This window comes from Allofournierella sp. (assembly GCF_017889395.1).
Classification (GTDB): domain Bacteria; phylum Bacillota; class Clostridia; order Oscillospirales; family Ruminococcaceae; genus Allofournierella.
Map to the genome: position 1 here is coordinate 1 of NZ_JAGHKE010000027.1, position 25739 is coordinate 25739.

Sequence of the window (25739 nt, forward strand, 5' to 3'; positions counted from 1 at the left end):
CTTCAGATAGCTCAGGGTCATGCCGGAGTCCAGAATGTCCTCCACGATCAGGATGTCCTTGCCGGACAGGTCCTGATCCAGGTCCTTCACGATCTTCACCACGCCGCTGGTCTTCACGCCGCTGCCGTAGGAGGAAACGACCATGAAGTCGATGGCGCAGGGCAGATCGATGCAGCGCATCAGGTCGGCCAGGTAGACCACGGCGCCCTTCAGCACGGTGACCAGCAGCAGGTTCTTGCCCTGGTAGTCCTTGGTGATCTGGGCGCCCATCTCGGCGCACTTGGCCTTCAGCTGCTCTTCGGTGAGTAATACCTGCAGGATATCGTTGCTCTGACTCATTGTTATTCACTGCTCCTTGTTGGTTGGTTCCAGCGGGCGGATCACCAGGATACGGCTGGTGGCGCTTGTGGGGGCAAACCCCTGGGCCACTCCGCCGCCCCACAGCCAGATCACCTGACTGCCCTGGGCCAGAAGGGGCACCAGCGCACGCTGTGCACCGGGAATTCCCGCCTCGTTGAAGTATTTTTTCAAACTTTTGCTCCCGCTGCGCCCCTCCGGCCGGAACCAGTCGCCCGGCTGGCGGGTACGCAGAGACAAACTACTCCTTATTCTATCATAATCCACACAATTGGTTAAGCCTTTTTTCCGGCCCCCGGCAAATTTTTTGATTTGTTCACAATCTTCGCCTTCCACCAGCTCCAGCCGCAGCCGGTAGCCGCCGGGCAGCCGGTATTCCCCCGGCTCGGCGGGCTGCGGAGCAGCAGGCTCTTCTTCGCAGCTCTGCGCCCAGCGCAGCACCCCGGCGCACCGCTCAACGCGCACGCCGCCCGCCAGCTGGGCCGCACGGCTTTCCCCCGCGATCAATGCCTCCAGCTTGGGCAGATCCGCCTGGCGCAGGGTCGTTTTCTCCTCCACCAGACAGCGCAGCGCCTCAGCCCGGAGCACCGGGTCCGCCTTTTGCAGCACCGAAACGCTCCAGCCGTCGCCGCAGCGGGCCGTTTGCAGCAAGTGTTCCCCCTCGCGGCGAAAATATTGCAGCCAGCCCTGGGCCCGGCGGCAATATTCCCCCAAAGCCCGCTGGGCCTCCGGGTTGATCTGCTCCAGCTGGGGCAGCACCTGATTGCGCAGCCGGTTGCGGGCGTATTCGTCGCTTTCGTTGGTCTCATCCAGCACGAAGGGGGTGCCGGTGGCCCGGCAATAGGCCTCGGTGGCCTTACGGGGCAGTTCCAGAAGCGGCCGGATGAAGGGCCCCCGCACCGGCGGGATGCCCGCCGCGCCCGCCAGCCCGGTACCCCGTGCCAGCCGGAACAGCAGCGTTTCCGCCTGATCGGTGAGGGTGTGGGCGGTGGCGATCTTCACCGCCGGGTCTTTTTTCCGCAGCTGCTCAAAGAAGTCGTAGCGCAGCTGCCTTGCCCATTCCTCGCTGCGCCGCTCGGTCTGCCGCCCGGCACGGTGGCAGTGCAGCTTCACGCCTTCTTTTGCACAGAATTCCGCCACAAAGGCCTCGTCCGCATCCGCCGCCTCCCGCAGGCCGTGGTTCACATGGGCTGCTTCCAGCGTGATGCCCAGCTCCCGGCCCCGGCGCAGGAAAAAGCGCAGCAGGGCCATGGAATCCGCCCCGCCGGATACCGCCGCAATCACCCGATCGCCGGGCTGCAGCAGGTTCTGGCTTCGGATGCTCTCCAGCGCCTGCTCCTCAAAGGCCGCGGCGCTCATCGGCTCATCCCGCATGGTTGTAGTCCACGTTCACGAAGCGGGTGTGCGCGCCGTCCCAGCCCAGGTCCACCTTGCCGGTCTCACCGTGACGGTTCTTGGCGATGATGCACTCGGCGGTGCTGGAATCGCTCTCCTCCAGACTCTCACCGCTCATGGAGGTGTAGTAGCCCTCGCGGTACAAAAAGAGCACGATGTCGGCGTCCTGCTCGATGGAGCCGGAGTCACGCAGGTCGGACAGCTGGGGCCGGTGGTCGGACCGGCCGCTGCTCTTTTCCGCCGCACGGGACAGCTGGGACAGGGCGATGACCGGCACGTTCAGCTCCTTCGCCATGATCTTCAGGTTTCGGGTGATATCGCTGATCTCCTGCACCCGGTTCTCGGTGCGCTTGCCGCTGGTCATCAGCTGTAAGTAGTCGATGACCACCAGGCCGATGGGGGTCTTCTCCGGGTCCTGGTTGATCTTGCGGATCTTGGCCTTCACCTCGGGTATGGTGATGCCGGAGGTGTCGTCCATGAAGATGGGCACATCGTGCAGCACATCCATGGCGTGGGCCAGGTCATCCCAGTCGTTGCCGCTCAGCGCGCCGGAGCGGAAGGAGTGGCTGTCCACACCGGCCTCGGCGGAGAGGATACGGTTGGTCAGCTGCTCCTTGCTCATCTCCAGACTGAAGATGGCCACCGGGATGTGGCTCTTTTTAGCCACGTTGGTGGCGATGTTCAGCGCGAAGCTGGTCTTGCCCATACCGGGGCGGGCGGCCAGAATGATCAGGTCGGACCGGCCCAGACCGGTGAGGATGGAATCCAGATAGGTAAAGCCGGTGGGAATACCGGCGTATTTGTCCTTGTTGGGGCCCGCGATCTTCTGCAGGGTGGCCATGGTCTCCAGGAACGCGTCGGACAGCTTGGTCAGCTCCTCCCGCTTCTGGTTGGAGCGGATGTCGGTCAGGCGCTGCTCCACGCTCTCCAGCAGCATATCCGCGTCCGGCTGGGCGCTGGACTGCTTGAGGATGTTCTGGGCCAGCTGCATCACCTGGCGGGTGAGGTATTTCTCCTCCACGATGCGGGCGTAGGCGGAGAAGTTGCTGATGGAGGGCACCACCTCGCCCAGGCGGGCAATGTAGACCTTGGCGGCCTCCATGCTCTCGAACACGCCGGTGGAGGCCACCGCGTCGATCAGGGTCACCGCGTCCAGCTGCTCGGTGCCGGAATACAGCTCCACCATCTGGCTGAAGATCTCGGCGTTCTGGCGGGAGTAGAACATCTCCGGCTTGAGGGTATTGATCAGCGCGGGCATCACCCGCTCGCTGTCCAGCAGGGCGGCGCCCAGCACCGACTGCTCCGCCTCCATATTATACGGCTCGGCCAGGTTCATGCTGTCCAGCTCAAAATTTGTATCCTGCATCAGGCATCGTTCCCTTTCGCTACGGTTGGTTTTTGGACAGGCTTTCGCGGGTTTGGGCCGCGGCCTGCCTTTCAGCAAGCAGCGCCCAGCGGGCGCAGCCTTCGGGGCCATTCTTCCCCATGGCCGCCCCACTGGGCGCAGCAGTTCCGTTTTTTACTGCTCCTCGACCTTCACCTTAAAGGTGCTGGTCACGCCGGGGTGCAGCTTCACGGTGGCGTTGGTGGTGCCGAACTCCTTGATGTCCCGCTCCAGCTCCACCTTGCGCTTGTCGATCTCGGTGCCCACCATCTGGCTCAGGTGCTGGGCCACCTCCTTGGAGGTGATCTTACCGAACAGACGGCCGCCGTTGCCCTTGCTCTTGATCACAACGGTCTTGTCCTTGATGGTGGCGGCCAGCTGCTGGGCAGCGGCCAGAGCCTCGGCAGCGTGATGCTCCTTGGCCTCGTTCTTGGTGCGCACCAGGTTCAGCGCGCTGGCGTCCGCCTCGGCGGCCAGGCCCCGGGGGAACAGGAAGTTGCGGGCGTAGCCGTCCGACACTTCGTGGATCTCGTCCTTTTTGCCGATGTTCTTCACATCCTGCTTCAGAATGACCTTCATTGGTATCTCTCTCCTTATGTGCGCGGTCACCTGCATGCAAGCGCCGCGTATTTTGGCCGGCCGCTGGGGCCGGGTTTATCGTTTTTTGCCGGAGCGGGCCTCTTCCTCGGCCTGCTCCTGCCGGTAGCGGGCAATGGCCTGACAGATGCGCTTTTCCGCTTCGTCGATGGTGGTATCCTTCAGCTGCGCGCCCGCCATGGTCAGATGACCGCCGCCGCCCAGCTGCTCCATGATGACCTGCACGTTCACGGCGCCCATACTTCGGGCCGAGATGTTCACCCCGCTGCCCTGCTGCACCGCCACGAAGCTTGCCCCCACCCCCTGGATGGTGAGCAGGTCGTTGGCCGCCTGGGGCACCGCCACCGCCATGTCCGGCGGCAGCTCGCCGGAGACCGAAACCGCGCAGCCCATATAGATATCGGCGTTTTCCACCAGATTGGACTTGGCGGTGTATTCCTGCAGACTGGAATTGAACAGCAGCTTCACCCGCTCGGTCATGGCGCCCATGCGGCGCAGATAGGCCGCCGCCTCAAAGGTGCGCACGCCGGTGTGGATGCCGAAGTTGCGGGTGTCCAGCATAATGCCGGCCAGCAGCGCCTCCGCCTCCAGCTGAGTGGGGCGGAACTGCTGCCCTTCCACATACTGCAAAAGCTCGCTGACCAGCTCACAGGTGGAGGAGGCATAGGGCTCGTGGAAGAACAGCACCGCGTTGTCGATGTGGCCCACCGCCTTGCGGTGATGGTCGATCACCGCCACCTGACGGCATTTGCGGTATACATCGCCGCTTTCCAAAAGGCCCTTGATGTGGGTATCCACCACCAGAAGCAGGGTGTTGCCGGTCATGCCATCCAGCGCAACCTCCGGCGAGATGAAATCCTCGCCCAGGCCCGCTTTCTGGAATTCCTCCAGCACGCTCTGGGCCAGCGTGGCCTCTCGCCGCACCACAATGGCGGCGGGGGCGTCCAGCCCCTTGCAGATGCGAAGCACACCGATGGCTGCGCCCACACAGTCCAGATCGCTCATCCGGTGACCCATGATGAGCACGCTGTCCGCCTGACGGATCAGATCGCACAGGGCCTTGGCCACGATGCGGCTCTTGACCCGGCTGCGCTTTTCCACGCTGCGGGACACACCGCCGTAGAAGGCAAAGCCCTCGGGGGTCTTTACCGCCGCCTGGTCGCCGCCGCGGCCCAGGGCCATGTCCAGCGACTGGCGGGCCATCTCCTCGCACTGGCGCAGGGTGTCGCCGCCCCGGCCCACGCCGATGGACAGCGTCACGTTCACCTCGCCCTCCAGGGCGCGGATCTTGTCCAGCACATCGAATTTTGCCGCCACCATTTCCTTCATGTGGCGTTCCTCCACCACCGCTATGTAGCGGGCGTTGCTTACCCGCTGCAAAAAGCCGGTGGTGCGGCCGATGTAGGTTTCCAGCACCCGGTTGATGCCTTCCAGCACCCGGGCCTTTTCCGAGTCCTTCAGCTCGGCCAGCTGCTCGGCGTAGGCGTCGATCTCGATGATCATATACGCTGGACGGGTGGCGTCGTATTCCGCCGCCCGCTGGCGCAGATCGGTCTCATCCACCAGGTATAGCACGGTGAGTGCCTCCCGCCCGGCGGTGGCCGACGCAAAGATATTATATTTGCGGCCCCCGTGCTCCAGCACCTGGCCCGCAGGCTCGCCGCATTGGTGCAGGTCCAGCCCGCAGAGCACCTTGCCCACCGGAGCAAGCAGCCGGTCCTCATCCGCCAGAATGCGCTGGCGGAAGGGGGTGTTATACCACACCAGAGTCTTGCCGCTGAGCAGCGCCACCGGCAGAGTCAGCGCCCCCAGACTCAGCTGGGTCTGGCTGTTTTCAAATTTCTCGCACTGCAGCACCCGGGCAAGCCCACGGCGCAGCCGCCGTGCCAGCAGCAGAACAGCCAGCGCCACCAGTGCCGCCAGAGGGATCAGCACCCAGAGCAGCCGCGGCTCCAGCAGGCCCACCAGAACGGCCAGCAGCGCGCACAGCACCACCAGCCCGCCGGTGAAGACCTCCATTGTAAAACGGGGTTTCAGATCCATGGCCCAACAGCCTCCTTTGCGTTTGGGGTCAGACCTCCATGAGGATGGGCAGGATCATGGGGCTGCGCTTGGTCTTGCGGTAGATGTAGGAGGACAGCGCCTCCCGCACGCGGGTCTTCACGCTGTTCCAGTCCCGCACGTTCTCGGCGGCGCACCGCTCGAAGCACTGGCTCACCAGGCGGCGTGCCTCGTCCATCAGCTGCTCGCTCTCGCGCACATATACAAAGCCGCGGGAGACCAGATCCGGCCCGGCCATGACCTGACCGGTGCGGGAATTGACGGTGGCCACCACAATGACCAGACCGTCCTCGGACAGATGACGGCGATCCCGCAGGACCACATTGCCCACGTCGCCCACGCCCAGGCCGTCCACCATCACGGCGCCCGCGGGCACCGGCTCACCGGTGGAGAGGCCGTCGGCCGAGAGGATGATGTCCTGGCCGATCTCGGCGATGTGGATGTTCTTCGGGGGAATGCCCAGCTTTTCGGCGGTGATGGCATGCTTTTTCAGCTGCTTGTACTCGCCGTGCACCGGTAGGAAATACTTGGGTGCTGCCAGCGTGAGCACCAGCTTCTGCTCCTCCTGGCAGGCGTGGCCGGACACATGCACATCGTACATGGATTCATAAATGACCTCCGCGCCCAGCAGCAGCAGACCGTTCACCACCTTGGTGACCATCTTTTCATTGCCGGGGATGGGGGTGGCGGAGATGATGATGAAGTCGCCGGGGCCCACCCGCACGTTGCGGTGGCTGGCGCTTGCCATGCGGGACAGAGCGCTCAGCGGCTCGCCCTGGCTGCCGGTGGTGATCAGCACGATCTGCTCCGGCGGATATTTGTTGATCTGCTCCAGGTCGATGAGCACGCCCTCCGGCGCATGCAGGTAGCCCAGCTCCAGGGCCATCTGGGTGTTGTTGGCCATGCTCCGGCCGGACACCGCCACCTTACGGCCGTTTTCCACCGCCAGATCGATGATCTGCTGCACCCGGTAGATATTGGAGGCGAAGGTGGCAATGATGATGCGCTGTTTGTCCGCCCGGCGGAACAGGTTGGCAAAACTGTCGGCCACCTTATGCTCGGTGGCGGTAAAGCCCGGCCGCTCGGCGTTGGTGGAATCGCTCAGCAGGGCCAGCACGCCCTTTTTGCCGTATTCCGCAATGGTCACCAGGTCGGTGGGCCCGGCGGACAGCGGGGTGTAGTCGATCTTGAAGTCGCCGGTCTGGATGATCACACCCGCGGGGCAGTCGATGGCCAGGGCCACTGCGTCCGGGATGGAGTGGTTCACATGGATGGGCTCGATGGTGAAGCAGCCCAGCTTGAACTTGTGGCGGGGATGGATCTCCACCAGCTTGGTGCGGCCCAGCAGATTGTGCTCTTCCAGCTTGTTCTTAATCAGGCCGATGGTCAGCTTGGTGGCGTAAATTGGCAGGTTCACCTGCTTGAGCAGGTAGGGCAGCGCGCCGATGTGGTCCTCATGGCCGTGGGTGATGACCACGCCCTTGATCTTATCCTTGTTCTGCACCACATAGGTGAAGTCCGGGATGACCAGGTCGATGCCGAACATATCGCTGTCCGGGAAAACCAGGCCGCAGTCCACGATCAACATATCGCCCTGGCATTCATACAGGGTAATGTTCTTGCCCACTTCGCCCAGACCGCCCAGGGGGATGATGTGCACCGGCACAGCCTCTTCCTGCTTGGCGTGGTTCCTGGCAGCGGGCTTGCGGCCCCGGGAATAGAAGGGCCGGCGGCGCTGAGCGGGCTGCTGCGCGCCCGCGTTCTCGGCCTTGGGTGCGGCCGGCTTATGGGCGGCACGCGGCTTTCTGGGTTCTTTTTCCTTTGCGTTTTTCTGTTGAGTCATATATCTCCTCCGTAAAATTGCGTACGCCGGAAGAGCCCGTTTTTCGTTCCGATGCAAAAACGGCCGGGCGCACGATTGATTCAGTTTGATAATGCTTGTGGTGTTGGGCACGATGGGTCCATTTGTTCAATGCGACCGGGCCCTGGACGGATCACGCACACAGAGCAGCAGCAACGGGCCGCTGCTCGGCCAAGGCTGGCAAACTTCTCCAACCTAAAGTTAGTTTTATTATACCCTCTTTGTATGCTTTCTGTCAACAAAGTGCCCGGAGCGGGGCAAAATAATCCGGAAGGGGTCTTTCTCCAGTATGGGCGGGCCCGGGCCCGCTTACACTTGCCGCCAACGGGCAAACCCGGTATAATAATGCCATTGGGCGTTGACCGGCTACCTGTTCACAACAGACCGCACCCCGAAACACACAGCCCGCCCTTGTACGCGGGCAGGAGGCAGCAATGAAACAGATCGAAATTTTTACCGACGGCGCCTGCAGCGGCAACCCCGGCCCCGGCGGCTGGGGCGCGGTGCTGCGCTATAAACAATTTGAAAAGGAGCTTTCCGGCGGCGAGGCCGAAACCACCAACAACCGGATGGAGCTCACCGCCTTTATCCGGGCGCTGGAGCAGCTGAAGGAGCCCTGCGAGATCACCCTGTGCAGCGATTCCAAATACGTGATCGACGGGCTGGAAAAGGGCTGGGCCAAGGGCTGGCGGGCCCGGGGCTGGAAAAAGAGCGACAAATCCCCCGCCCTCAACCCGGACCTGTGGGGCCGTTTGCTGGACCTGTGCGAGGGGCATGTGATCCACTACAAATGGATCAAGGGTCACGCCGGCCACCCGGAGAACGAGCGCTGCGACCGGCTGGCGGTGGAGCAGAGCAAAAAATACGGCGGCCGCCAGGCCTGACGGCCGCTCAGAGCACAATAAGGAGCAACGATTATGAGCGATATTTTATTCCCCGGCAACGATTTTTCCACCTACGAAAAGCAGGACAAGGTGCTGGTGGGCGTATCCGGCGGTGTGGATTCCGCGGTGTGCGTGCACATTCTGCGGGAGCAGGGCTTCGCGGTGACCGGCGCGGTGATCCGCTTCTCTCCTGCCCATGATAAAGCAGTTGAGGAGGCCCGCAAGGCGGCCGCCTCGCTGGGCATTCCGCTGGAGGTCATTGAGGCGGGCGAGGAGTTCGAGCGCCAGGTGGTACAGCCCTTCTGCCAGGCCTACTGCGCCGGACGCACCCCCAACCCCTGCGTGCTGTGCAACCCCACCGTGAAGTTCAAGCTGCTGGCCGCCCGTGCCGATGAGCTGGGCATCCCCTTCATCGCCACCGGCCATTACGCCCGGGTGGAGCAGACCGCCGCCGGGCAGTATCACATCGCCCAGCCCGCCAGCGTGGCCCGGGACCAGAGCTACATGCTCTACCGCCTGGGGCAGGACATTCTGACCCGGCTGTGCCTGCCGCTGGGCGAGTTTGAGAAGGAGGACATCCGCCAGATTGCCCGGGACCTGGGCCTGCCCTGCGCCGACAGCCCGGACAGCATGGAGATCTGCTTCATTCCGGACGGCGACTACGCCGCCTTCATCCGAGGCCGTGGTCTCGAGGACAAGCCCGGCCGCTTCATCGCGCCGGACGGGAAGGACCTGGGCCCCCACAAGGGCGTGATGCACTACACCCTGGGCCAGCGCAAGGGCCTGGGCCTGGCGCTGGGCAAGCCCGCCTTCGTGAAGGCCATCCGGGAAAACGGCGACGTGGAGCTGGGCTGGGCCGGTGAGGAGTTCTTCTCCGGCATGACCCTGCGGGACGTATGCTGCGCCGCCGGGGGCGAACTGCCCGCCGGGGATTACCTGGTGAAGATCCGCAGCGCTGCAAAGCCCGTCCCCTGCCACTACGACGGTAACGGCCTGGTGCGTTTCGAGGAGCCCGCCCGTGCTCCCGCACCCGGCCAGAGCGCCGTGTTCTACGGCGGCGGCCTGGTACTGGGCGGCGGCTTCATCGACCGGATTCTGGACTGATTTTTCTTGCGAACAAACAAAAAGCAGCCCCCTGCTGTGCAGGGGGCTGCTTTTTTGTGTCTGTTTACTTATTCTCTTCGGTCTTGGGTCCGAGACGGCGGCGGATGTCGTCGATGATCTCAGGGCAGACAAACTCGGAGATGTCGCCGCCCATGGTGGCCACCTCTCGCACGATGGAGGAGGAAAGATACATGTACTGAATGTCGGTGGTCATGAACATGGTCTCCAGGGTGGGGCAAAGCTTTTTGTTGGTGAGCGCCATCTGGAACTCGTATTCAAAATCGCTCACCGCCCGCAGGCCCTTGATGAGGGTGCAGGCCCCCACATGGGAGGCGTAGTCGGCCAGCAGGCCGCCGAAAAAGTCCACCCGCACGTTGGGCATATCCTTGGTGACCCGGCGGGCCAGCTCCACCCGCTCGGCGGGGGTGAAGGCGGTGTTGCTCTTGGCATAGTTCACCAGAATCAGCACGATCACCTCGTCAAACAGGCTCGAGGCCCGGCGGATGATGTCCAGGTGGCCCTTGGTGATGGGATCAAAGCTGCCGGGGCAGATGGCAATGCGTTTTTCCATAAAGCGTGTTCCTTTCCGCTGGGGGCCGCTGGGCCCGCTGTTGGCCATTGCCGCTGCGCGGCATGTGCTCTTAAGTATACCCCCGGAAAAGCAGCCTTGTCAATTGCCTTTTGCCGCCTGTCAGTCCTGCTCGCACAGCTCGCAGAGCTTCTGGTAGAAGGGGGTGTTGTCCAGTGTGGCGAAGTAATCCATGGGGGTCTCGGCCCGGCGGATCACCTCATGGCTGCCGTCCTCATGCAGCAGCACCTCGGCGCTGCGCAGCTTGCCGTTGTAGTTGTAGCCCATGGAGAAGCCGTGGGCGCCGGTGTCGTGGATGACCAGCACGTCGCCGATGCCGGTCTCGGGCAGGGCCCGGTCGATGGCGAACTTGTCGTTGTTCTCGCACAGACCGCCGGTCACATCGTACACATGGTCGCAGGGCTCGTTTTCCTTGCCCAGCACGGTGATGTGATGGTACGCGCCGTACATGGCCGGGCGCATCAGGTTGGCGGCGCAGGCGTCCAGACCCAGGTAGTCCTTCTGGATGTGCTTTTCGTGGAGCACGGTGGCCACCAGATGGCCGTAGGGGGCCAGCATGAACCGGCCCAGCTCGGTGAAGATGGACACATCGCCCATGCCCGCGGGCACCAGGATCTCCTCGAACTTCTTGCGCACGCCCTCACCGATGGCAGCAATGTCGCTGGCGGGCTCCTCGGGGCGGTAGTCCACGCCCACGCCGCCGGACAGGTTGATGAATTTGATCTTTGCGCCGGTGGCCTGGTTCAGCCGCACCGCCAGACGGAACAAAATCTCGGCCAGGGCCGGATAATAATCGTTGCTGGTGGTGTTGCTGGCCAGAAAAGCGTGGATGCCGAACTGCTTTGCACCCTTCTTCATCAGCTTTTCAAAGGCAGAGGCCATCTGCTCCTCGGTCATGCCATACTTTGCCTCGCCGGGGTTGTCCATGATGTCGTTGCCCATGCTGAACACGCCGCCCGGATTGTAGCGGCAGAACACGGTCTCCGGCACGCCGGCCACCCGGTCCAGGAATTCCACATGGGTGTAGTCGTCCAGGTTGATGTAGGCGCCCATCTGACGGGCCTTTTTCATGTCCTGAGCGGGGGTCACGTTGGAGGAAAACATCACATCCTGGCCGGAAAAGCCGCAGGCCTCGCTGAGCAGCAGTTCGGTGTAGGTGGAGCAGTCCACCCCGCAGCCCTCCTCCTGCAAAATCTTCAGCAGCGCCGGGGTGGGCGTGGCCTTCACCGCGAAATACTCTTTGTAGCCCTTGTTCCAGGCAAAGGCCGCATTCAGGCGGCGGGCATTTTCCCGAATGCCCTTTTCGTCGTAGATATGAAAGGGCGTGGGCACGTCCTCAATGATCGTCTGGGCCTGCTCCAAGCTGATGAACGGATGCTTTTGCATGATGATTTTCTCTCCCTTTCCCGCGGGGCTTGATTCGCCCGGTTTACTCGCGCAGCATTTATTTTAGCACAGTATAACACAAAAGGAACCCACAGCGCAACGACATGTTTTGCAGGCAGCAAAAAAGCCCTTCAAACGAAATGTTTGAAGGGCTTTGACCATGGAGCTGCTAAGCAGATTTGAACTGCTGACCCAACTGAACTACCGGGCCATCTTTGCGTTGCCTTGTGGCGACTCTTAGTATTATACAGACACTTCCCTCAATTGTCAACCACTTTTTCAAAAAATTTTTCAGCTTTTTTTACGCCACTTTTTTGCCCCCCAAAACCGGCGGCGGGCGGGGCGTTTTGCCCATTCGCCCGCCGCCCGGAAAAGGGGTTTTACTGCACCGTTTCCAACAAACCGCACACTTCCAGCAGCCGCTGATACTCCAGCAGCATTTCCCGATTGCCGCCGCCCAGCTCGGCGATCACCTGATCCGCCACCCGGCCGCAGCTGCGCGCCCCGTCGATGTAATAGCCGCACAGCGCCTCCTGCATCTCCTTGTCCGGCTCGGCCTCATGGCGGCGGTTATATTCCCGTACCAGGTCCAGCTTGTCCGGCTCGTCCAGCATCCGCTTTTCCAGCGATTCCAGCGGGTCGCCAAAGAGGCGGCAGTACACCGGGCCCTCCTCGGCCCACTGCACCCGGCCGGGCAGCAGAGCGTTCAGTCTCGCCAGCGGCTTTGCCGGGTCCAGCCCCGCCTGTTCACACAGCCGCCGGGCGGCTTCGGTATAAAACTCCTTCAGCGCCCCCAGCTGGGCCGCCATCTCCCTGGGGCCACTGTGGGCCAGCATGGCCCGCCGGGTGATGGCCTCCATCCGGGCCATGAGCCGGGTGCACTGGTGGTTCAGGATCAGCCGGGCATCCCCTTTTTGCAGATCGCACAGGGTATACACATACACCGCCGCCAGCAGGGTGGAGAATTTCAGCACGTTCATATCCAGCCGCTCGATGGTGTCGGCGCTGGTGTGGTAGTATTTGTCCGGCCACTGGCCCAGCATGATGCTGGGGATGCCCACCTGCGGATCGCTGAGGATGAAGTGGTCGCTGCCCAGACCGAAGGGCACCGCATCGGTGTGCACATTCTGCAGCAGCAGGTCCTCCCGGCTGTTTGTCTCCTGCTTGAGCTCCTGCAGCAGCAGGGTGGCCAGGTCTCCCTCAAAGCCCGGCATGGCAAAGGGCAGGCCGGTCACGGTGATGGGGCCGGTGGTGTCCTCCTGTTTTGCGCCGATCATATCCAGATTGATGCCTGCGGTGTAGAGGGACTTGTCCCGCCCGTCGTTCAGATAATTATAAGTGCCAGTGAACTCGGGCACCAGAATCATCCGGATGGTCTTTTTCAGCGGCGGCAGCTGGCCCGCCTCCACCGCGTCACGGATGACTGCCATCAGGGTCATGGCTCCGGCCACGCCGGAGGCGTTGTCGTTGGCGCTGGCGCAGGGGTGGCACAGATGGGCGCATACCAGCACGCTCTCCTCGCTCTCGCCGGGCAGCACCGCCTCCACCACCTCACTGGTGCCGTTTTCCAGCGTGGCCTCCACATAGGCATTCACCGAAAGATAGGGGCTTTCGCACTCCCCTTTTTCAAAGGCCTGCCGCCGCTGGCGGCACAGCTTCTGCAGCCGCAGCGAGGTGCGGGGCGACACTACAAACCCGAAGGCCTGCCGCTCGCCGGGGGTGTGCTCCCACCAGTAGGAGGTGTAGTTCAGCGCGTCCAGCAGCTCCTCCGGGATGCGCACGTGGGGCGTCTCGTTCAGATAGTCCGACACAAGGCCCAGCGCGCCCCGCTTCTGGATGGCCCAGCTGAATTTGTTGATGTGCTGGTGGGTGAACAGCACCTTGCCCTCCAGGTCCCAGCCCTCGTAGGCTTCTTCCCCGCAGCCCTCGGTCATCTCCACCAGGTCCAGCGTTTTATCCCGCCAGTCGCAGGCGCAGCTTTTCTGGATCAGCGAGATGGGCTCCACCGAATAATCCGCCAGCACAAAGCCCTCCGGCCCGGCCAGACGGCACCAGCCCGCGGTGCAGTTCCATTCCTGGAACAGCCGGTAGCTGCCCGCGTAGCCCCCCGCCGGGGCCGAATAGGAAATCACCCGGGCCTGCACGTCCCGGCGGTTCAGCCAGTCGCAGCACCAGTTGGCCGCGGCCCGGAAGCCGCCGCTTGCCTGGATGCGGTGGAAGCTGCTCACCTCTTTCACGATCTGATACAGCCCCCGGGTCTGTATCCGTTCCTTCATTGTTTTTATGGTCTGCTGCATCATCTGCCGCGCACCCCGTTTCGTTTTTTGTTCCATTATACCACCCTGCCGAACCGATTTCATCCGCTAGCGCAAAAAAGTATATGGACAAAAACCAATCCCCCGAAGCACCGCTTCGGGGGATTGCTACAAGGCTTATGAAATTGGCTCAGTTGAAGCCGAAGATCTTCTGGCTGATTTTGTAGGCGGTCACTGCGAAGGCACGGCCCACCGGATTGTTCCAGTTCATGGCCTGGCCCATCACGCCCCGGCGCAGCCGGTAATAGGCCCAGGGATCATTGGCCTTGATGTGGTCCCACAGCTCCTGCTTTTTGGCCAGGTTCTCAGCGGTGCCGCTGCGGATCATCAGGATGGAGGAAACCACGGTGATGATCTCCAGATAATTGTATAGGTACTGGCGCAGGCGGGTGTTCTTGATGCCCTGCAGGCGTACCTGCTGCAGCATCAGCTTGTTCACCTTGATCTGCTGGTCGATGCGTTTGATCATCACGCTCTCGTTCACCGACTGATCGCCCCGGCCGATGAAGTAGTGGTAGAAATCCACATTGATGTAGTAGATGCTCTTCACATACTGCATGGGCACGTACACGAACAGGTTATCCACATAGAAGGTGTGGCGGGGCAGATCCAGGCCGCTGTCGATCAGCAGCTGGGTGCGGTAGATCACCGAGTGCATCAGGATGTACTGGCCCTTGTGGAAGCGGCCCACCTGATCCCAGCCGATCACCTGCTCTTCGGGCAGGGCGTTGCCGTAGCTCATCACCTTTTTATGGCGGGCGCCCACCTTGTCGTACACAAAGTTGCTCACCACCAGGTCCACCTCCTGGTCGCCGTGCACGAAGCCGCGCAAAGCGCACAGGATCTTGGCAAAGGCCTCTTCATCCACCCAGTCGTCGCTGTCCACCACCTTGAAGTAGCGGCCCCGGGCGTTTTTCAAGCCGGCCATCACCGCCGCGCCGTGGCCGCCGTTCTCCTGATGCACCGCACGCACGATGCCGGGGTACAGCCGTTCATATTCATCCGCAATGGCAGCGGTATCGTCCTTGGAGCCGTCGTTCACGATCAGGATCTCCACCTCGTCGCCGCCAGTGAGCAGGGTATCCACACAATGGCGCATGTAGTCCTGCGAGTTGAAGCAGGGCACTGCGATCGATAACAGTTTCATGTTTCACACACCTTTATATTGATTTGCCGCCCGCCGCCCCTCAACGGAGAGAACGAACCGGCCCGCAAGCTGTTTTGGTCATAATTTTGACACAATGTTACTTGTATATCATCGCGCGAACCTCGTTCAAAGTCAAGTGAATCCCACAAATTCATGCGACTTTTCTCCATTTTTTACAACTTTTACACCAAAAACGGCGCATCCCGCCAAGGGATACGCCGTTTTTTGATGATTTAATCAGGAAGCTTCCCTGCCCGGTCAGCAGGTGGCGCCGCCCTTCATATGCTTCTGGGCAGCCAGGTTCTCCTGCTTGCGGGCCAGCAGCTCATCGCTCAGCAGCTGGCGCTGCACCTCCTCGAAGCCGATGCGGGCCACGGTGTCGGCAAAGCGCTCGCCGGTGATGCCCTGCTCGCGGAACAGCAGAATGGCCTTTTCGATCACATCCATCACCTCCTGGCGGTCGGTGAAGACCTTATCCAGGTAACGGCCCTGGGCAACCTTCTTGCCCCAGCGGCCGCCGATGTAGATGCGGTAACCGTCGATGTGGTCCTCCACAGCCTTGAAGGGGCACTTGCCCACGCAGCGGCCGCAGTGGTTGCAGGCCTCGGGATCGATGTGGATTTTGCCGTCCTCCATCTTGGCCACGTGGATAGGGCAGGTCTCCTCAATCTGGCAGACCTTGCAGCCGCGGCACTTGTCCAGCTGGATCTGGGGAATGCGCTGGCCGATCACGCCCAGGTCATTCAGGTCCGGCTTGACGCAGTTGTTGGGGCAGCCGCCCACGGCGATCTTGAACTTGTGGGGCAGCTTGACCTCATGGTAGCCCTTGTAGAACCGCTCGTGGATCTCCTGAGAAAGATCAAAGGTGTCGATCAGGCCGTACTGGCAGGTGGTGCCCTTGCAGGAAACCACCGGGCGCACCTTGCTGCCGGTGCCGCCCATTTCCAGGCCGGCGTTCAGCAGGTACTCCCGCAGGGGCTCGATGTTGGCAAAGGGCACGCCCTGAATCTCCAGAGTCAGGCGGCTGGTCATGGTCACCTCGCCGCTGCCGAACTTCTCGGCGGCCTGGGCCACTGCCATCTGCTCAGCGGCGGTGAGCTTGCCGTTTCGGGTGATCACCCGGCCGTTGAACTTGTCCGGGGTGCGCTTGTCCCACAGGAAGCCCAGGGCCTTCACCCGGGTGACCTCAGCAGGGGACACCTTCGCGCCCACAGACTCCACACGCACGTCGTTAAAGAAGCTGGCGCCCTCCAGCACCAGAGTATTGGTGTAGCCGTAGCTGCGCAGCCGGTTCTGCATGAAGTAGGCCCGCTTGCCCTTGTTGCACACGATCAGCAGCTTGTCGTCCTTGTCCAGACCCTCCACCGGGCCGTTCAGGGTCTCCAGCTGCACGAAGGTGGCGCCGTGGATGCTGGGGGCGGGGGTGGCATCCACCACCCGGTAGCCCTTGGCCGCGCCCGCCTGATACTCGGCGGGGGTGATGCTGGCGATCTTGCCCTCCAGCTTGTTCTCCAACAGATACACCGCCTGCACAAAGGGATGGATGGCGGTGGAGAAGGGCGGCGCATAGGCCAGGTCCAGATTGTCGAAGTCCTCCAGGGCCGCGCCCATGGAGATGCCGGTTACCGCGATGTCCACCATCTTGTCCACCGCGCCGGGGCCCAGCACCTGCACGCCCAGCAGCTTGTGAGTGGCCTTGTCGGCGATGAGCTTGGTGGCAAACCAGGCGGAATCCGGATAGTAGTGGGCCTTGTCGTCGCTCACCAGCAGGGCGGTGGCCACGTCATAGCCTGCCTGACGGGCGGCAGCCTCGGTCAGACCGGTGCGGCCGCAATTCAAACCGGGCAGCTTGACCACGCCGGTGCCCAGCACACCGGGATAACGCTTGTTCTCGCCGGTCAGCGCCAGGGCCAGAGTGCGGGCCTCCATGTTGGCGGAGGAGCCCATGGGCGACCACTGGGCCGCGCCGGTGAGCCGGTTGGTCACCAGAGCACAGTCGCCCGCGGCGTACACATCCGGCAGGTTGGTGCGCAGCTGGCCGTCCACCGGGATGGTTCCCTTGACCATCTCCAGGCCGCTGCCCTCCAGAAAAGCGGTGTTGGGACGGATGCCCGCGCTCACCACCACCACATCGGCAGGCAGAGTGCCCGCCTCGGTCTTCACGGCGGTGACCCGGCCGTCGCCCAGAATGACCTGGGCCGCGGTGCCGGTCATCACCCGGATGCCGGCCGCCTGCAGCTTCTTGCGGGCAAAGCCGGCCATTTCCTCATCCAGCACGCCGGGCATGATCTGGCCCGCCACGTCGAGTACCGTCACATTCAGCCCTTGAGTCAGCAGGTTCTCCGCCGCCTCCAGGCCGATGAAGCCGCCGCCGATGACCACTGCGTTCTTGGCGGCGTTCTGCTCCAGATAGCCGCGCAGAGCGATGGCGTCGTCCGGGGTGCGCAGCTTGAACACGCCCTGCTGGGCCGCGCCCTCGATGGGCGGGATCACGCTGGACGCGCCGGTGGCAATGATCAGGGAATCGTATTCATAGGTCTCGGTCTCACCGCTGGTCAGGTTCTTGGCGGTCACGGTCTTGGCCGCCGCGTTCAGGCCCACGGCCTCCCGGCCGGTGAGCACCTTGGCGCCGGTGAGGGCGGTGTACTTTTGCGGGGTATTCACGATCAGCTCGTCACGGGTCTCAATCAGGCCGCCCACATAATAGGGCAGGCCGCAGCCCGCGTAGGAGATGTCCCGGTCCTTGACCAGAATGGTCACATCCGCGGACCGGTCCTGCCGTTTAATTTTGGCAGCAGCCTTGGTGCCGGCGGCAACGCCGCCCAGGATCAACACCTTCATTGCTCTTCCTCCTGTTCTCTCAAATCGCCTGTGCTCTTAACCGTGGCAGTGACCGCCGCAGCTGTGGGAAGCGCCGTGGCTGCCGCAGTCGTGGCCCTCGCCCTCCTCGTGGTGATGATTGCAGGTCACATCGCCGTTCATGGGCAGAGCGCCCTGCAGCAGCTGCTCCACCACTGCGTCGGTGCTGCCGGCCGCGCCTGCGTATACCGCGATGCCCGCCTGGGCCAGCGCCTGGCGCGCGCCGCCGCCGATGCCGCCGCAGATCAGCACCTGCACACCCTGGGCCTGCAGAAAGCCCGCCAGCGCACCGTGGCCCTGGCCGTTGGTGTCCACCACCTGGCTGCCGGTGATCTGCTTGCCCTCGGCCCCATACAGCTTGAACTGTTCGGTGTGGCCAAAGTGCTGGAATACGTTGCCATTTTCGTAAGTAACCGCGATTTTCATTCTTCTTCAACCTCTTTTACGCAAAGAAACGGCCGCCCACGGGCAGGCAATGGCCCCGGTCCGACCGCACTTTGATGATTTTATACCTCTATATTACGCCTTTCGGGGCAGCTTTTGCAATTGACAAAGTCACAAAAGCTGCCCCGAATCACTTTATTTGTGCGCAGGCGTAAAATAATATTCCCCCGCTTGGTCCCGGTGGCCCCGCACGCCGAACACCCGGTCGATGCGGCCGGAGGCGAACATCTGCTCCGGCGTTTCAAAGGCTACCAGCTGCCCGGCCTCCATCAAAGCGATGTGATGGCTCACCCGCAGCGCCTGGGCCAGGTCGTGCAGCACCATTACGATGGTCTTTCCCTGCTCGTTCAGCCGCTGGAGAAGGCTCAGAATCTCGAACTGGACCCCCAGGTCCAGATAGGTGGTGGGCTCGTCCAGCAGGATGATCCGGGTGTCCTGCGCCAGAGCCATGGCGATGTAGGCCCGCTGGCGCTCGCCGCCGGAAAGCTCCCGCAAATCCCGCCCGCGCCATTGCTCTACTCCGGCGGCCTGCATGGCCCGGGCCACCTGCTGCCGGTCCTCCGGGCGCATGCGGCGGGAAAGGCCCAGGTAGGGGAACCGCCCGTGGGCCACCAGTCTTTCCACCGTGATGGCGGGCACGTCCCGCACCTGGGGCATCAGCGAGGCAAACCGGGCAAACTCCCGGCGGTCGTAGCCCTCAACCGGGCGGCCTGCCGCCAGCACCTGGCCCGCGGAAGGGGTCAGCTGCCGGGCCGCTACCCGCAAAAGGGTGGTCTTGCCGCAGCCGTTGGGGCCGATCAAAGTGGTGATGCGCCCGGCGGGAATGGTGAGCGACACGTCCCGCAGAACCACGCCGCCCTGATACCCGGCGGTGATGTGCTTCAATTCAATCATAGACCCGGCTCCTTTTCTGACGCAGCAGCAAAAACAGGAAAAACGGCCCGCCCAAAAAGGACATGAGGATGCCCACCGGCAGCTCGAAGGGGGCAAACAGCACCCGACCCAGACTGTCGCACCCCAGCACAAAGGCCATGCCCAGCAGCGCCGAGGCGGGCAGCAGAAAGCGGTTTTCGTCGCCCACCAGCCGCCGGGCCGCATGGGGCACCAGCAGGCCCACAAAGCCCAGCAGGCCCGCAAAGCTCACCGCCGCGCCCGCCAGCAGGCTGGAGGCCAGAATGCACAGAAAGCGCACCAGACCCACCCGCATGCCCAGCGAGGAGGCGGTCTCCTCCCCCAGCTGCAAAAGGTCCAGGTCCGCCGCCAGAAACAGCGCCAGCACAAAACCCACGCCGATGTAGGCCGCCGCGGGCCACAACGAGCTGAGGGCCACGCCGGAAAAGCTGCCGGTCATGAAGCCGGTGGCTCCCACCACCTGGTCCGGATAGAGCAGGGTGATGGTGTCGATTCCGGCGGAGAGGATGCCGCTCACCGCGATGCCCGCCAGCACCAGCGTCACCCGGGAAAGCCCCGCCTTTGACGCCAGGCCGTAGATGAACAGGGTGGTAAGCAGTGCGCCCAGAAAGGCAGCCGCCGCCATGATTCCCGGCACGCCGGGCAGCAGCGTGGCCGCCGCGATGGCGAAAAAGCCCGCGCCGGAGTTCACGCCGATCACGTTGGGGCTGGCCATGGCGTTGTTCAGCACGCCCTGAATGAGGGCGCCCGCCACCGCCAGCGCAAGGCCCGCCAGCATGCAGGCCAGGGTGCGGGGCAGGCGCACATACACAAAGATGCGCCAGGTGGTGGAGCCGGTGTCGCCGGTGCGCAGCACCTGCCACAGCTGGCCCAGCGAAAGGGCCTGGCTGCCGCTGCACAGGCTGATGGCCGCGGCAAGGACCGCCGCCACCGCCAGCACGGCCAGCACCGTCAGCTTGCCTTTAGCCGATCTGGCCGGCAAGCTCCGGGTAAAGGATCTTGGCAAGATACGCATAGCTCTCCCCCCAGCGTGCATTGGGCTTGTAGTGGAACAGGTCCTTGGGCAGGGTCAGGCAGCGGTCGCTTTGCACCGCGGTCAGTTGCTGCCAGGCCGGGTTGTTCTCCACATTCTGGGCCATGTAGTCCATGGCCTGCTGCTCCGAGCCCATGGTGGTGATGAAGATGTAGTCCGGGTCCTCGGCAATGATCTCCTCCAGGTTGATGTCCTCCAGAAGCGCCTCATGCCGGGCAACCATGTTGTCCGCGCCCAGGTCCTCCAGCATATAGCCCACCATGTTGTCGGCCCCCTTGGCCTTCACGCCGGTGGAGTAGGCCCGCAGCAGCAGAACCGTGGGGCTCTCCTCGTCCTGCACCAGCTGGCGGATTCCGTCGATCTGTTCTTTCACCGCCAGGCCGTTCTGCTCGTACAGGTCCTGACGGCCGGTGAATTGGCACAGCTGGGCCAGCATGTCCAGATAGTCCTCGAAGGAATCCACCCGGTAGTAGGCATGGGTAATACCCGCCTGGGTGAGCGCCCGGTCCATGTCCACCTGGCTGGAGGTGTCCGCATTCATAATGACAAAATCCGGATTGGCGGCGATGATCTCCTCCAGATTGGGCTCCTTCACGGTGCCGATGATGGCAACCTCCTCGCCCAGGTCCATGCCCCGCTCCTCGATGGCGTCCTGGGTGGCGCCCACCAGAGTGCCGCCCGCCAGGGTCCAGGTCTCGGCGTAGCTGCCGTAGGTGGCCACCACCCGGTCGGTGCTCTCCACCGTGACCGTGTTGCCCACCGCGTCGGTGAAGGTGTAGGCCCCTTCGCCCTGGCTGGTGCTGCCCGGCTGGGCCTGCTGGGAGGCCGCACTGGCCGCCGTGCTGCTGCCGCTGCCGGCACTCTGGGCCGCGCCGCAGCCCGTGAGCAGGGCGGCGGAAAGAGCCGCGGCCAGCACAGCCGCGCCGATCTGTCTGCCTGTTTTCATGTTTAAATTCTCCTTTGTGCGTGGCAAAAAGCTTAGGGCAATGCCGCATAATTCCGGGTGGTGGAGCACGCCGGAAAAATTTTTGTGAGATGAACCCAAAAGCGCAGCCAATCCTTGGTGGATTGGCGAGCATTTGGGGAAAATATCACGGAAATTTTCGGCGTGATACGCCGCCTGAGGCGTCAGCCATGAATTGTGCGGTATTGCTTTTAGCCAAAAATCTCGCGGGCCACGTCCGCCGAGCATTTGGCATCCTTCACGTAGTAATCCGCGCCGATCATTTTGGCGTAGTCCGGCGTGAGCACCGCGCCGCCCACCATGATCTTGCAGTCCACACCGGCCGCGCGCAGCGCCTCGATGGTCTGCTGCATGGCGGGCAGGGTGGTGGTCATCAGGGCGCTCAGGCCCACCAGCTTTGCGCCGTGACGGCTGGCCGCCTCCACCACCGTTTCCGGCGGCACATCCCGGCCCAGGTCGATCACCCGGTAGCCGTAGTTTTCCAGAATCACCTTTACGATGTTCTTGCCGATGTCGTGGATGTCGCCCTTCACGGTGGCCACCACGATGGGGCCCTTCTTCTCGCCGGAAACGCCCTGCTTTTCGATGGCGGTCTTCACCTCGTCGAAGGCTGCCTGGGCCGCTGCCGCGCTCTGCAGCAGCTGGGGCAGGAAGCAGGTGCCCTTTTCAAAGGAGTCGCCCACCTGGTCCAGCGCCGGGATCAGCACCCCGTTCACCAGCTCCTGGGGGTCGGTGGTCTCCAGCGCCAGCCGGGCCGCCTCGCCCGCCTGGGCCTTCAGGCCCAGAATCACCGCGTCCTTCAGATCCACCGGCGCGCCGGGCTGGGCCGCAGTCTGCACCGGGGCGGCGGTCTGACCGCCGTAGGCCGCGATGTACTCCGCCGCGCCCTCGTCCTGGGCGGTGAACACCCGGAAGGAGCGCACCGCTGCCATCATGGAGGGCTCGTTGGGGTTCATGATGGGCAGGTCCAGCCCATGGGCCAGGGCCATGCCCAGGAATGCCGTGTTCAGCTGAGGCCGCATCGGCAGGCCGAAGGACACGTTGGAAACGCCCAGTACGGTCTTCAGGCCCAGCTCTTCCTTAACGGTGCGCACCGCCCGCAGGGTGTCCCACACATCCTGCTGCTGGGCGCTGGCGGTCAGAGTCAGGCAGTCGACGTACACATCCTCCTTGGGGATGCCCGCCTCCAGCGCCGCGTCCAGAATGCGGCGGGCCATCTCCACCCGGTCCTCCGCTTTGGCGGGGATGCCGCTGTCGTTGAGGGTCAGGCCAACCACCGCCGCGCCGTACTTTTTGCACAGGGGCAGCACCGCCGCCAGCACCGCGGGCTCGGCGTTCACCGAGTTCACGATGGGCTTGCCGTTGTAGACCCGCAGGCCCGCCTCCAGCACATCAGGACGGGTGGAGTCCAGCTGCAGGGGCAGCTCAGTCACGCCCTGAATGGCGGTCACCGCCCGGCGCATCATCTCCGCCTCGTCGATCTCGGGCAGACCCACGTTCACATCCAGAATCTGCGCGCCCGCCTGGGCCTGCTCCACCGCCTGGCCCAGCAGGTAATCCATGTCACCGGCCCGCAGAGCTTCCTTCATCTTCTTTTTACCGGTGGGGTTGATGCGCTCGCCGATCACGGTGCCGGGGCGCACCTTCACCGCCTGCATGGCCGAGCAGACCCAGCTTTCCGGCTGGTAAGCCGCCCGTTTGGGTGCACAGCCCGCGAAGCATTCCGCCAGCTCCTTCAAATAGGCCGGGCTGGTGCCGCAGCAGCCGCCCACCGCGGCCACGCCAAGGCGCTTGTACCGGTCCATCTGGTCCCGGAAATCCGTCGGGTGCAGGTCGTACAGGCCGGTGGCCGGGTCGGGCAGGCCCGCGTTGGGCTTTGCAAACACCGGCAGACGGCAGGCGGCGCAGAGCCGCTCCACCAGAGGCATGATCTCGGCGGGGCCCAGCGAGCAGTTGATGCCTACCGCGTCCGCACCCAGGCCCTGGGCGGTCACCGCGAAGCTTTCCACCTGACATCCGGTGAAGGTCCGGCCGGTGGACTCAAAGGTCATGGAGGCCATCACCGGCAGATTGCAGGTTTCTTTTGCGGCCAGGATACCCGCCTTCACCTCCAGCAGATCGGTCATGGTCTCGAAGTACACCGCGTCCGCACCGGCGGCAGCGCCCGCCGCCACCACCTCCTTGAACAGGTCACAGGCCTGCTCAAAGGGCAGCGTGCCCATGGGCTGGAGCATCTCGCCCAGAGGGCCGATATCCAGCAGGATCTTCGCATCGGTGCCCTCGGCGGCTTTTTTCGCGCACTGCACCGCAGCGGTGACCACCTGGGCCACCGTGTAGCCGCAGCCCGCCAGCTTTTTGCCGTTGGCGCCGAAGGTATTGGTGCTGATATAGTTGGAGCCAGCCTCCAGATAGGCCTTATGGATGCCGGTCACCACCTCCGGATGGGTCACGCTCCACACATCCGGAATCTCGCCGGGAACCAGACCCGCCTGCTGCAGCATGGTTCCCATGGCCCCGTCCAGAATCCAGACACGGCTCTCGTCAAACAATCTATTGGGCACAGGGTTTGCCCTCCTTTCGTTTTGTACAGATCTCCCGCAAGGCGCAGGTGGCGCAGCCCGCCAGCTTTCCCTTTACCGGGTGGTCCGCCGCGCCGCACAGGGCGGTGATGCTTTTGCCCGGGGTGAGCACACAGCTGGCAGTGGAGCAGATGCCCGCCTGACGGCCCGCGTCCAGCCACTGCACAAAGGCAGGCTGCACCGTGATGGGCCAGTCGCCGTAGCCGGGGGAAAACCGCCCGGTCAGGTAGCGTCCCTCAGACTCCAGCAGCGCCCGCTGCTCCGCCTCCAGGGCATCGGCCAGCTGCTCCACCAGGGTGCTTGCGGCAGCGTCCAGCACCACGCCGTAGGCCATATCGGTGGCCATGGCCCGGCGCAGGGCGCTGTCCACCCCGGCGCCCAGGGTCACCGCCAGCAAAAGGCCTTCGTCGCATCCCTTCAGATGGGCGGCAATGTCCCGCCCGGCCAGCAGGGGAGAAAGCTTGTCCGCGCTCATGCGGCGCACGGCAGCCCGGGGCGCAGCAGTTCGCCACAGCTCGGCGGCGGCTTTGTCCAGCAGAGCGTCCACCGCCGGAGGGACCTCCTTGCCCGCGCCGCCCAGATACCGCAGCGCCTCGGCCCGGTCCAGCGCCGGGGGCAGCGGCCGGATCACGCCTTGGCCTCCGGCAGCAGGTCCCGGATGCCCTCATACACCCGGCGTGCCACCTCGGGGTTGTTCATGGCGTACAGGTGCACGCCGTCCGCGCCGCCCTCGATCAGATCCCGCAGCTGCTCGATGGCATAGTCGATGCCCGCGTCGAACAGAGCGGCGTCGTCGCCGTCGTACCGGCTGATCATCTTGGTGAACCGGGGCGGCAGGCTGGCGCTGCTCAGGGCCACGGTGCGCTGCACCTGCCGGGCGGACACAATGGGCATGACGCCCGCCTGCACCGGGGCCTGGATGCCTGCCTTGCGCACCAGATTCATAAAGCGGTAGTAGCGGGCGTTGTCGAAGAACAGCTGGGTAACCAGATGCTCCACACCCGCATCCAGCTTGTATTTCAGATTCTCCACATCCTGGCGCAGGGTCTCACTCTCCACATGGCCCTCCGGGTAGCAGGCGCCCGCCAGATAGAAATCCCCCTTGCCCTTTACAAAGGTGGCCAGATCACTGGCATGGAAAAAGTCCTTGCTGCGGGGAGCATCGGGGCAGATGTCGCCCCGCAGGGTGAGCACGTTCTCAATGCCCGCATCCTGCAGCGCCTGCACGGTTTCGGCCACCTGCTCCCGGGTGGAGTTGATGCCGGTCAGATGGGCCAGCGGCTCCACCCCCAGCTTCTGCTTCAGGTGCCGGGCAATCTGCACGGTGGACAGGCCCGCCTTGCCGCCGCCCGCGCCGTAGGTCACGCTGATGTAATCCGGCGAGAGGCCGGCCAGCTTCTCCAGCGTGGGATAGAGACTTTCGGGTGTGGCCCCGTTCTTCTTGGGCGGAAACACCTCGATGGAAAACACACATTCTTTTTGCCGGAACACCTGCGACAGACGCATAGCGCTAGCCCTCCCCTTCTATTTGCTTTGGTTTGGGCAATACCGCACAATTCCAGGTGGTGGAGCGCGTCAGAAATTTTTTGTGATATGAACCCAAAAGCGCAGGCAATCCTTGGTGGATTGGCGAGCATTTTGGGAAAATAGCACGGAAAATTCTGGCGCGACACGCCGCCTGAGCCGTTAGGCGTGAATTGTGCGGTGTTGCCTCTTTATTGCATTAGCAGTAACAATTGTTCTATTATAGCATAGATGCCGGGCTTGAAAAAGTTTTTTCTTTTTGTCTGCAATAATCCGGCCTGCCCAGGCGTATTCCGTGCAGCAGGCGCAACAAACCGCCCCCGCCCGGGCATACTAGGCAGTGC

Annotated in this window: 20 protein-coding genes; 2 read left to right on the plus strand and 18 right to left on the minus strand. The window is 63.4% G+C overall.

Annotated features, from left to right (window positions below; all coding sequences use genetic code 11):
• The 6 genes from J7G73_RS04735 to J7G73_RS04760 form a co-directional block, all read right to left on the minus strand.
• Positions 1-339: phosphoribosyltransferase (locus J7G73_RS04735; protein WP_291245434.1), on the minus strand; the 339-nt coding region annotated here is incomplete at its 3' end.
• 6 nt (positions 340-345) lie between these two features.
• The gene (tilS, locus tag J7G73_RS04740; protein ID WP_291245435.1) at positions 346-1731 is read right to left on the minus strand and encodes a tRNA lysidine(34) synthetase TilS; all 1386 of its coding nucleotides are present in this window, start codon (positions 1729-1731) and stop codon (positions 346-348) included.
• A complete protein-coding gene (gene dnaB, locus J7G73_RS04745; RefSeq protein ID WP_087181990.1) occupies positions 1721-3118 on the minus strand; it encodes a replicative DNA helicase in 1398 nt (465 codons plus the stop codon). The genes tilS and dnaB overlap by 11 nt, the downstream gene beginning before the upstream one ends.
• Positions 3119-3271: 153 nt before the next feature.
• Positions 3272-3715 carry a 50S ribosomal protein L9 gene (gene rplI, locus J7G73_RS04750; RefSeq protein ID WP_087295048.1) on the minus strand — a complete coding sequence of 148 codons (444 nt, stop codon included), beginning with the start codon at positions 3713-3715 and terminating at the stop codon, positions 3272-3274.
• Between the two features lie 75 nt (positions 3716-3790).
• Positions 3791-5776: a DHH family phosphoesterase gene (locus tag J7G73_RS04755; RefSeq protein ID WP_291245436.1), complete on the minus strand. Its 1986-nt coding sequence runs from the start codon at positions 5774-5776 to the stop codon at positions 3791-3793.
• Between the two features lie 28 nt (positions 5777-5804).
• Complete coding sequence (locus J7G73_RS04760; protein WP_291245437.1) at positions 5805-7637, minus strand: ribonuclease J; 1833 nt, start codon at positions 7635-7637, stop codon at positions 5805-5807.
• A 452-nt stretch (positions 7638-8089) separates the two neighbouring features.
• Between J7G73_RS04760 and rnhA the strand changes: the two genes are divergently transcribed.
• Positions 8090-8539, plus strand: coding sequence for a ribonuclease HI (rnhA, locus tag J7G73_RS04765; protein WP_087181994.1), 450 nt, complete (start codon positions 8090-8092; stop codon positions 8537-8539).
• Positions 8540-8572: 33 nt separating this feature from the next.
• Positions 8573-9643, plus strand: coding sequence for a tRNA 2-thiouridine(34) synthase MnmA (gene mnmA, locus J7G73_RS04770; RefSeq protein ID WP_291245438.1), 1071 nt, complete (start codon positions 8573-8575; stop codon positions 9641-9643).
• Positions 9644-9707: 64 nt separating this feature from the next.
• Here mnmA and coaD read toward each other — a convergent pair whose 3' ends face one another.
• From coaD to J7G73_RS04830, 12 genes are all read right to left on the minus strand, one after another.
• Positions 9708-10214, minus strand: a complete 507-nt coding sequence (gene coaD, locus J7G73_RS04775) for a pantetheine-phosphate adenylyltransferase (protein WP_291245439.1) — start codon at positions 10212-10214, stop codon at positions 9708-9710.
• Positions 10215-10334: 120 nt separating this feature from the next.
• Positions 10335-11618, minus strand: coding sequence for a diaminopimelate decarboxylase (locus J7G73_RS04780; protein ID WP_087295059.1), 1284 nt, complete (start codon positions 11616-11618; stop codon positions 10335-10337).
• A 380-nt stretch (positions 11619-11998) separates the two neighbouring features.
• Positions 11999-13951, minus strand: a complete 1953-nt coding sequence (locus J7G73_RS04785) for a DUF4910 domain-containing protein (RefSeq protein ID WP_291245440.1) — start codon at positions 13949-13951, stop codon at positions 11999-12001.
• A 112-nt stretch (positions 13952-14063) separates the two neighbouring features.
• Positions 14064-15080: a glycosyltransferase family 2 protein gene (locus J7G73_RS04790; RefSeq protein WP_291245441.1), complete on the minus strand. Its 1017-nt coding sequence runs from the start codon at positions 15078-15080 to the stop codon at positions 14064-14066.
• Between the two features lie 258 nt (positions 15081-15338).
• Complete coding sequence (locus J7G73_RS04795) at positions 15339-17921, minus strand: FAD-dependent oxidoreductase (protein WP_291245442.1); 2583 nt, start codon at positions 17919-17921, stop codon at positions 15339-15341.
• Positions 17922-17957: 36 nt separating this feature from the next.
• Positions 17958-18365: a NifB/NifX family molybdenum-iron cluster-binding protein gene (locus J7G73_RS04800; RefSeq protein ID WP_291245443.1), complete on the minus strand. Its 408-nt coding sequence runs from the start codon at positions 18363-18365 to the stop codon at positions 17958-17960.
• A 153-nt stretch (positions 18366-18518) separates the two neighbouring features.
• Positions 18519-19277: an ABC transporter ATP-binding protein gene (locus J7G73_RS04805; protein ID WP_087295069.1), complete on the minus strand. Its 759-nt coding sequence runs from the start codon at positions 19275-19277 to the stop codon at positions 18519-18521.
• Positions 19270-20277 carry an iron ABC transporter permease gene (locus J7G73_RS04810; RefSeq protein WP_291245444.1) on the minus strand — a complete coding sequence of 336 codons (1008 nt, stop codon included), beginning with the start codon at positions 20275-20277 and terminating at the stop codon, positions 19270-19272. The genes J7G73_RS04805 and J7G73_RS04810 overlap by 8 nt, the downstream gene beginning before the upstream one ends.
• Positions 20258-21274 carry an ABC transporter substrate-binding protein gene (locus J7G73_RS04815; RefSeq protein ID WP_291245445.1) on the minus strand — a complete coding sequence of 339 codons (1017 nt, stop codon included), beginning with the start codon at positions 21272-21274 and terminating at the stop codon, positions 20258-20260. Before J7G73_RS04815 ends, J7G73_RS04810 begins: the two co-directional genes overlap by 20 nt.
• A gap of 209 nt (positions 21275-21483) precedes the next feature.
• Positions 21484-23853 carry a homocysteine S-methyltransferase family protein gene (locus J7G73_RS04820; protein ID WP_291245446.1) on the minus strand — a complete coding sequence of 790 codons (2370 nt, stop codon included), beginning with the start codon at positions 23851-23853 and terminating at the stop codon, positions 21484-21486.
• Positions 23843-24502, minus strand: a complete 660-nt coding sequence (locus J7G73_RS04825) for a methionine synthase (RefSeq protein ID WP_291245447.1) — start codon at positions 24500-24502, stop codon at positions 23843-23845. The genes J7G73_RS04820 and J7G73_RS04825 overlap by 11 nt, the downstream gene beginning before the upstream one ends.
• The gene (locus J7G73_RS04830; protein WP_291245448.1) at positions 24499-25377 is read right to left on the minus strand and encodes a methylenetetrahydrofolate reductase; all 879 of its coding nucleotides are present in this window, start codon (positions 25375-25377) and stop codon (positions 24499-24501) included. Before J7G73_RS04830 ends, J7G73_RS04825 begins: the two co-directional genes overlap by 4 nt.
• Between the last annotated feature and the right edge of the window lie 362 nt (positions 25378-25739).

What these genes read in the sequence shown, in the direction of transcription:
- tilS (WP_291245435.1), bottom strand. Translation starts at nt 1,731, where the DNA reads ATGCGGGATGAGCCGATGAGCGCCGCGGCCTTTGAGGAGCAGGCGCTG.
- dnaB (WP_087181990.1), bottom strand. Translation starts at nt 3,118, where the DNA reads ATGCAGGATACAAATTTTGAGCTGGACAGCATGAACCTGGCCGAGCCG.
- rplI (WP_087295048.1), bottom strand. Translation starts at nt 3,715, where the DNA reads ATGAAGGTCATTCTGAAGCAGGATGTGAAGAACATCGGCAAAAAGGAC.
- J7G73_RS04755 (WP_291245436.1), bottom strand. Translation starts at nt 5,776, where the DNA reads ATGGATCTGAAACCCCGTTTTACAATGGAGGTCTTCACCGGCGGGCTG.
- J7G73_RS04760 (WP_291245437.1), bottom strand. Translation starts at nt 7,637, where the DNA reads ATGACTCAACAGAAAAACGCAAAGGAAAAAGAACCCAGAAAGCCGCGT.
- rnhA (WP_087181994.1), top strand. Translation starts at nt 8,090, where the DNA reads ATGAAACAGATCGAAATTTTTACCGACGGCGCCTGCAGCGGCAACCCC.
- mnmA (WP_291245438.1), top strand. Translation starts at nt 8,573, where the DNA reads ATGAGCGATATTTTATTCCCCGGCAACGATTTTTCCACCTACGAAAAG.
- coaD (WP_291245439.1), bottom strand. Translation starts at nt 10,214, where the DNA reads ATGGAAAAACGCATTGCCATCTGCCCCGGCAGCTTTGATCCCATCACC.
- J7G73_RS04780 (WP_087295059.1), bottom strand. Translation starts at nt 11,618, where the DNA reads ATGCAAAAGCATCCGTTCATCAGCTTGGAGCAGGCCCAGACGATCATT.
- J7G73_RS04785 (WP_291245440.1), bottom strand. Translation starts at nt 13,951, where the DNA reads ATGGAACAAAAAACGAAACGGGGTGCGCGGCAGATGATGCAGCAGACC.
- J7G73_RS04790 (WP_291245441.1), bottom strand. Translation starts at nt 15,080, where the DNA reads ATGAAACTGTTATCGATCGCAGTGCCCTGCTTCAACTCGCAGGACTAC.
- J7G73_RS04795 (WP_291245442.1), bottom strand. Translation starts at nt 17,921, where the DNA reads ATGAAGGTGTTGATCCTGGGCGGCGTTGCCGCCGGCACCAAGGCTGCT.
- J7G73_RS04800 (WP_291245443.1), bottom strand. Translation starts at nt 18,365, where the DNA reads ATGAAAATCGCGGTTACTTACGAAAATGGCAACGTATTCCAGCACTTT.
- J7G73_RS04805 (WP_087295069.1), bottom strand. Translation starts at nt 19,277, where the DNA reads ATGATTGAATTGAAGCACATCACCGCCGGGTATCAGGGCGGCGTGGTT.
- J7G73_RS04815 (WP_291245445.1), bottom strand. Translation starts at nt 21,274, where the DNA reads ATGAAAACAGGCAGACAGATCGGCGCGGCTGTGCTGGCCGCGGCTCTT.
- J7G73_RS04830 (WP_291245448.1), bottom strand. Translation starts at nt 25,377, where the DNA reads ATGCGTCTGTCGCAGGTGTTCCGGCAAAAAGAATGTGTGTTTTCCATC.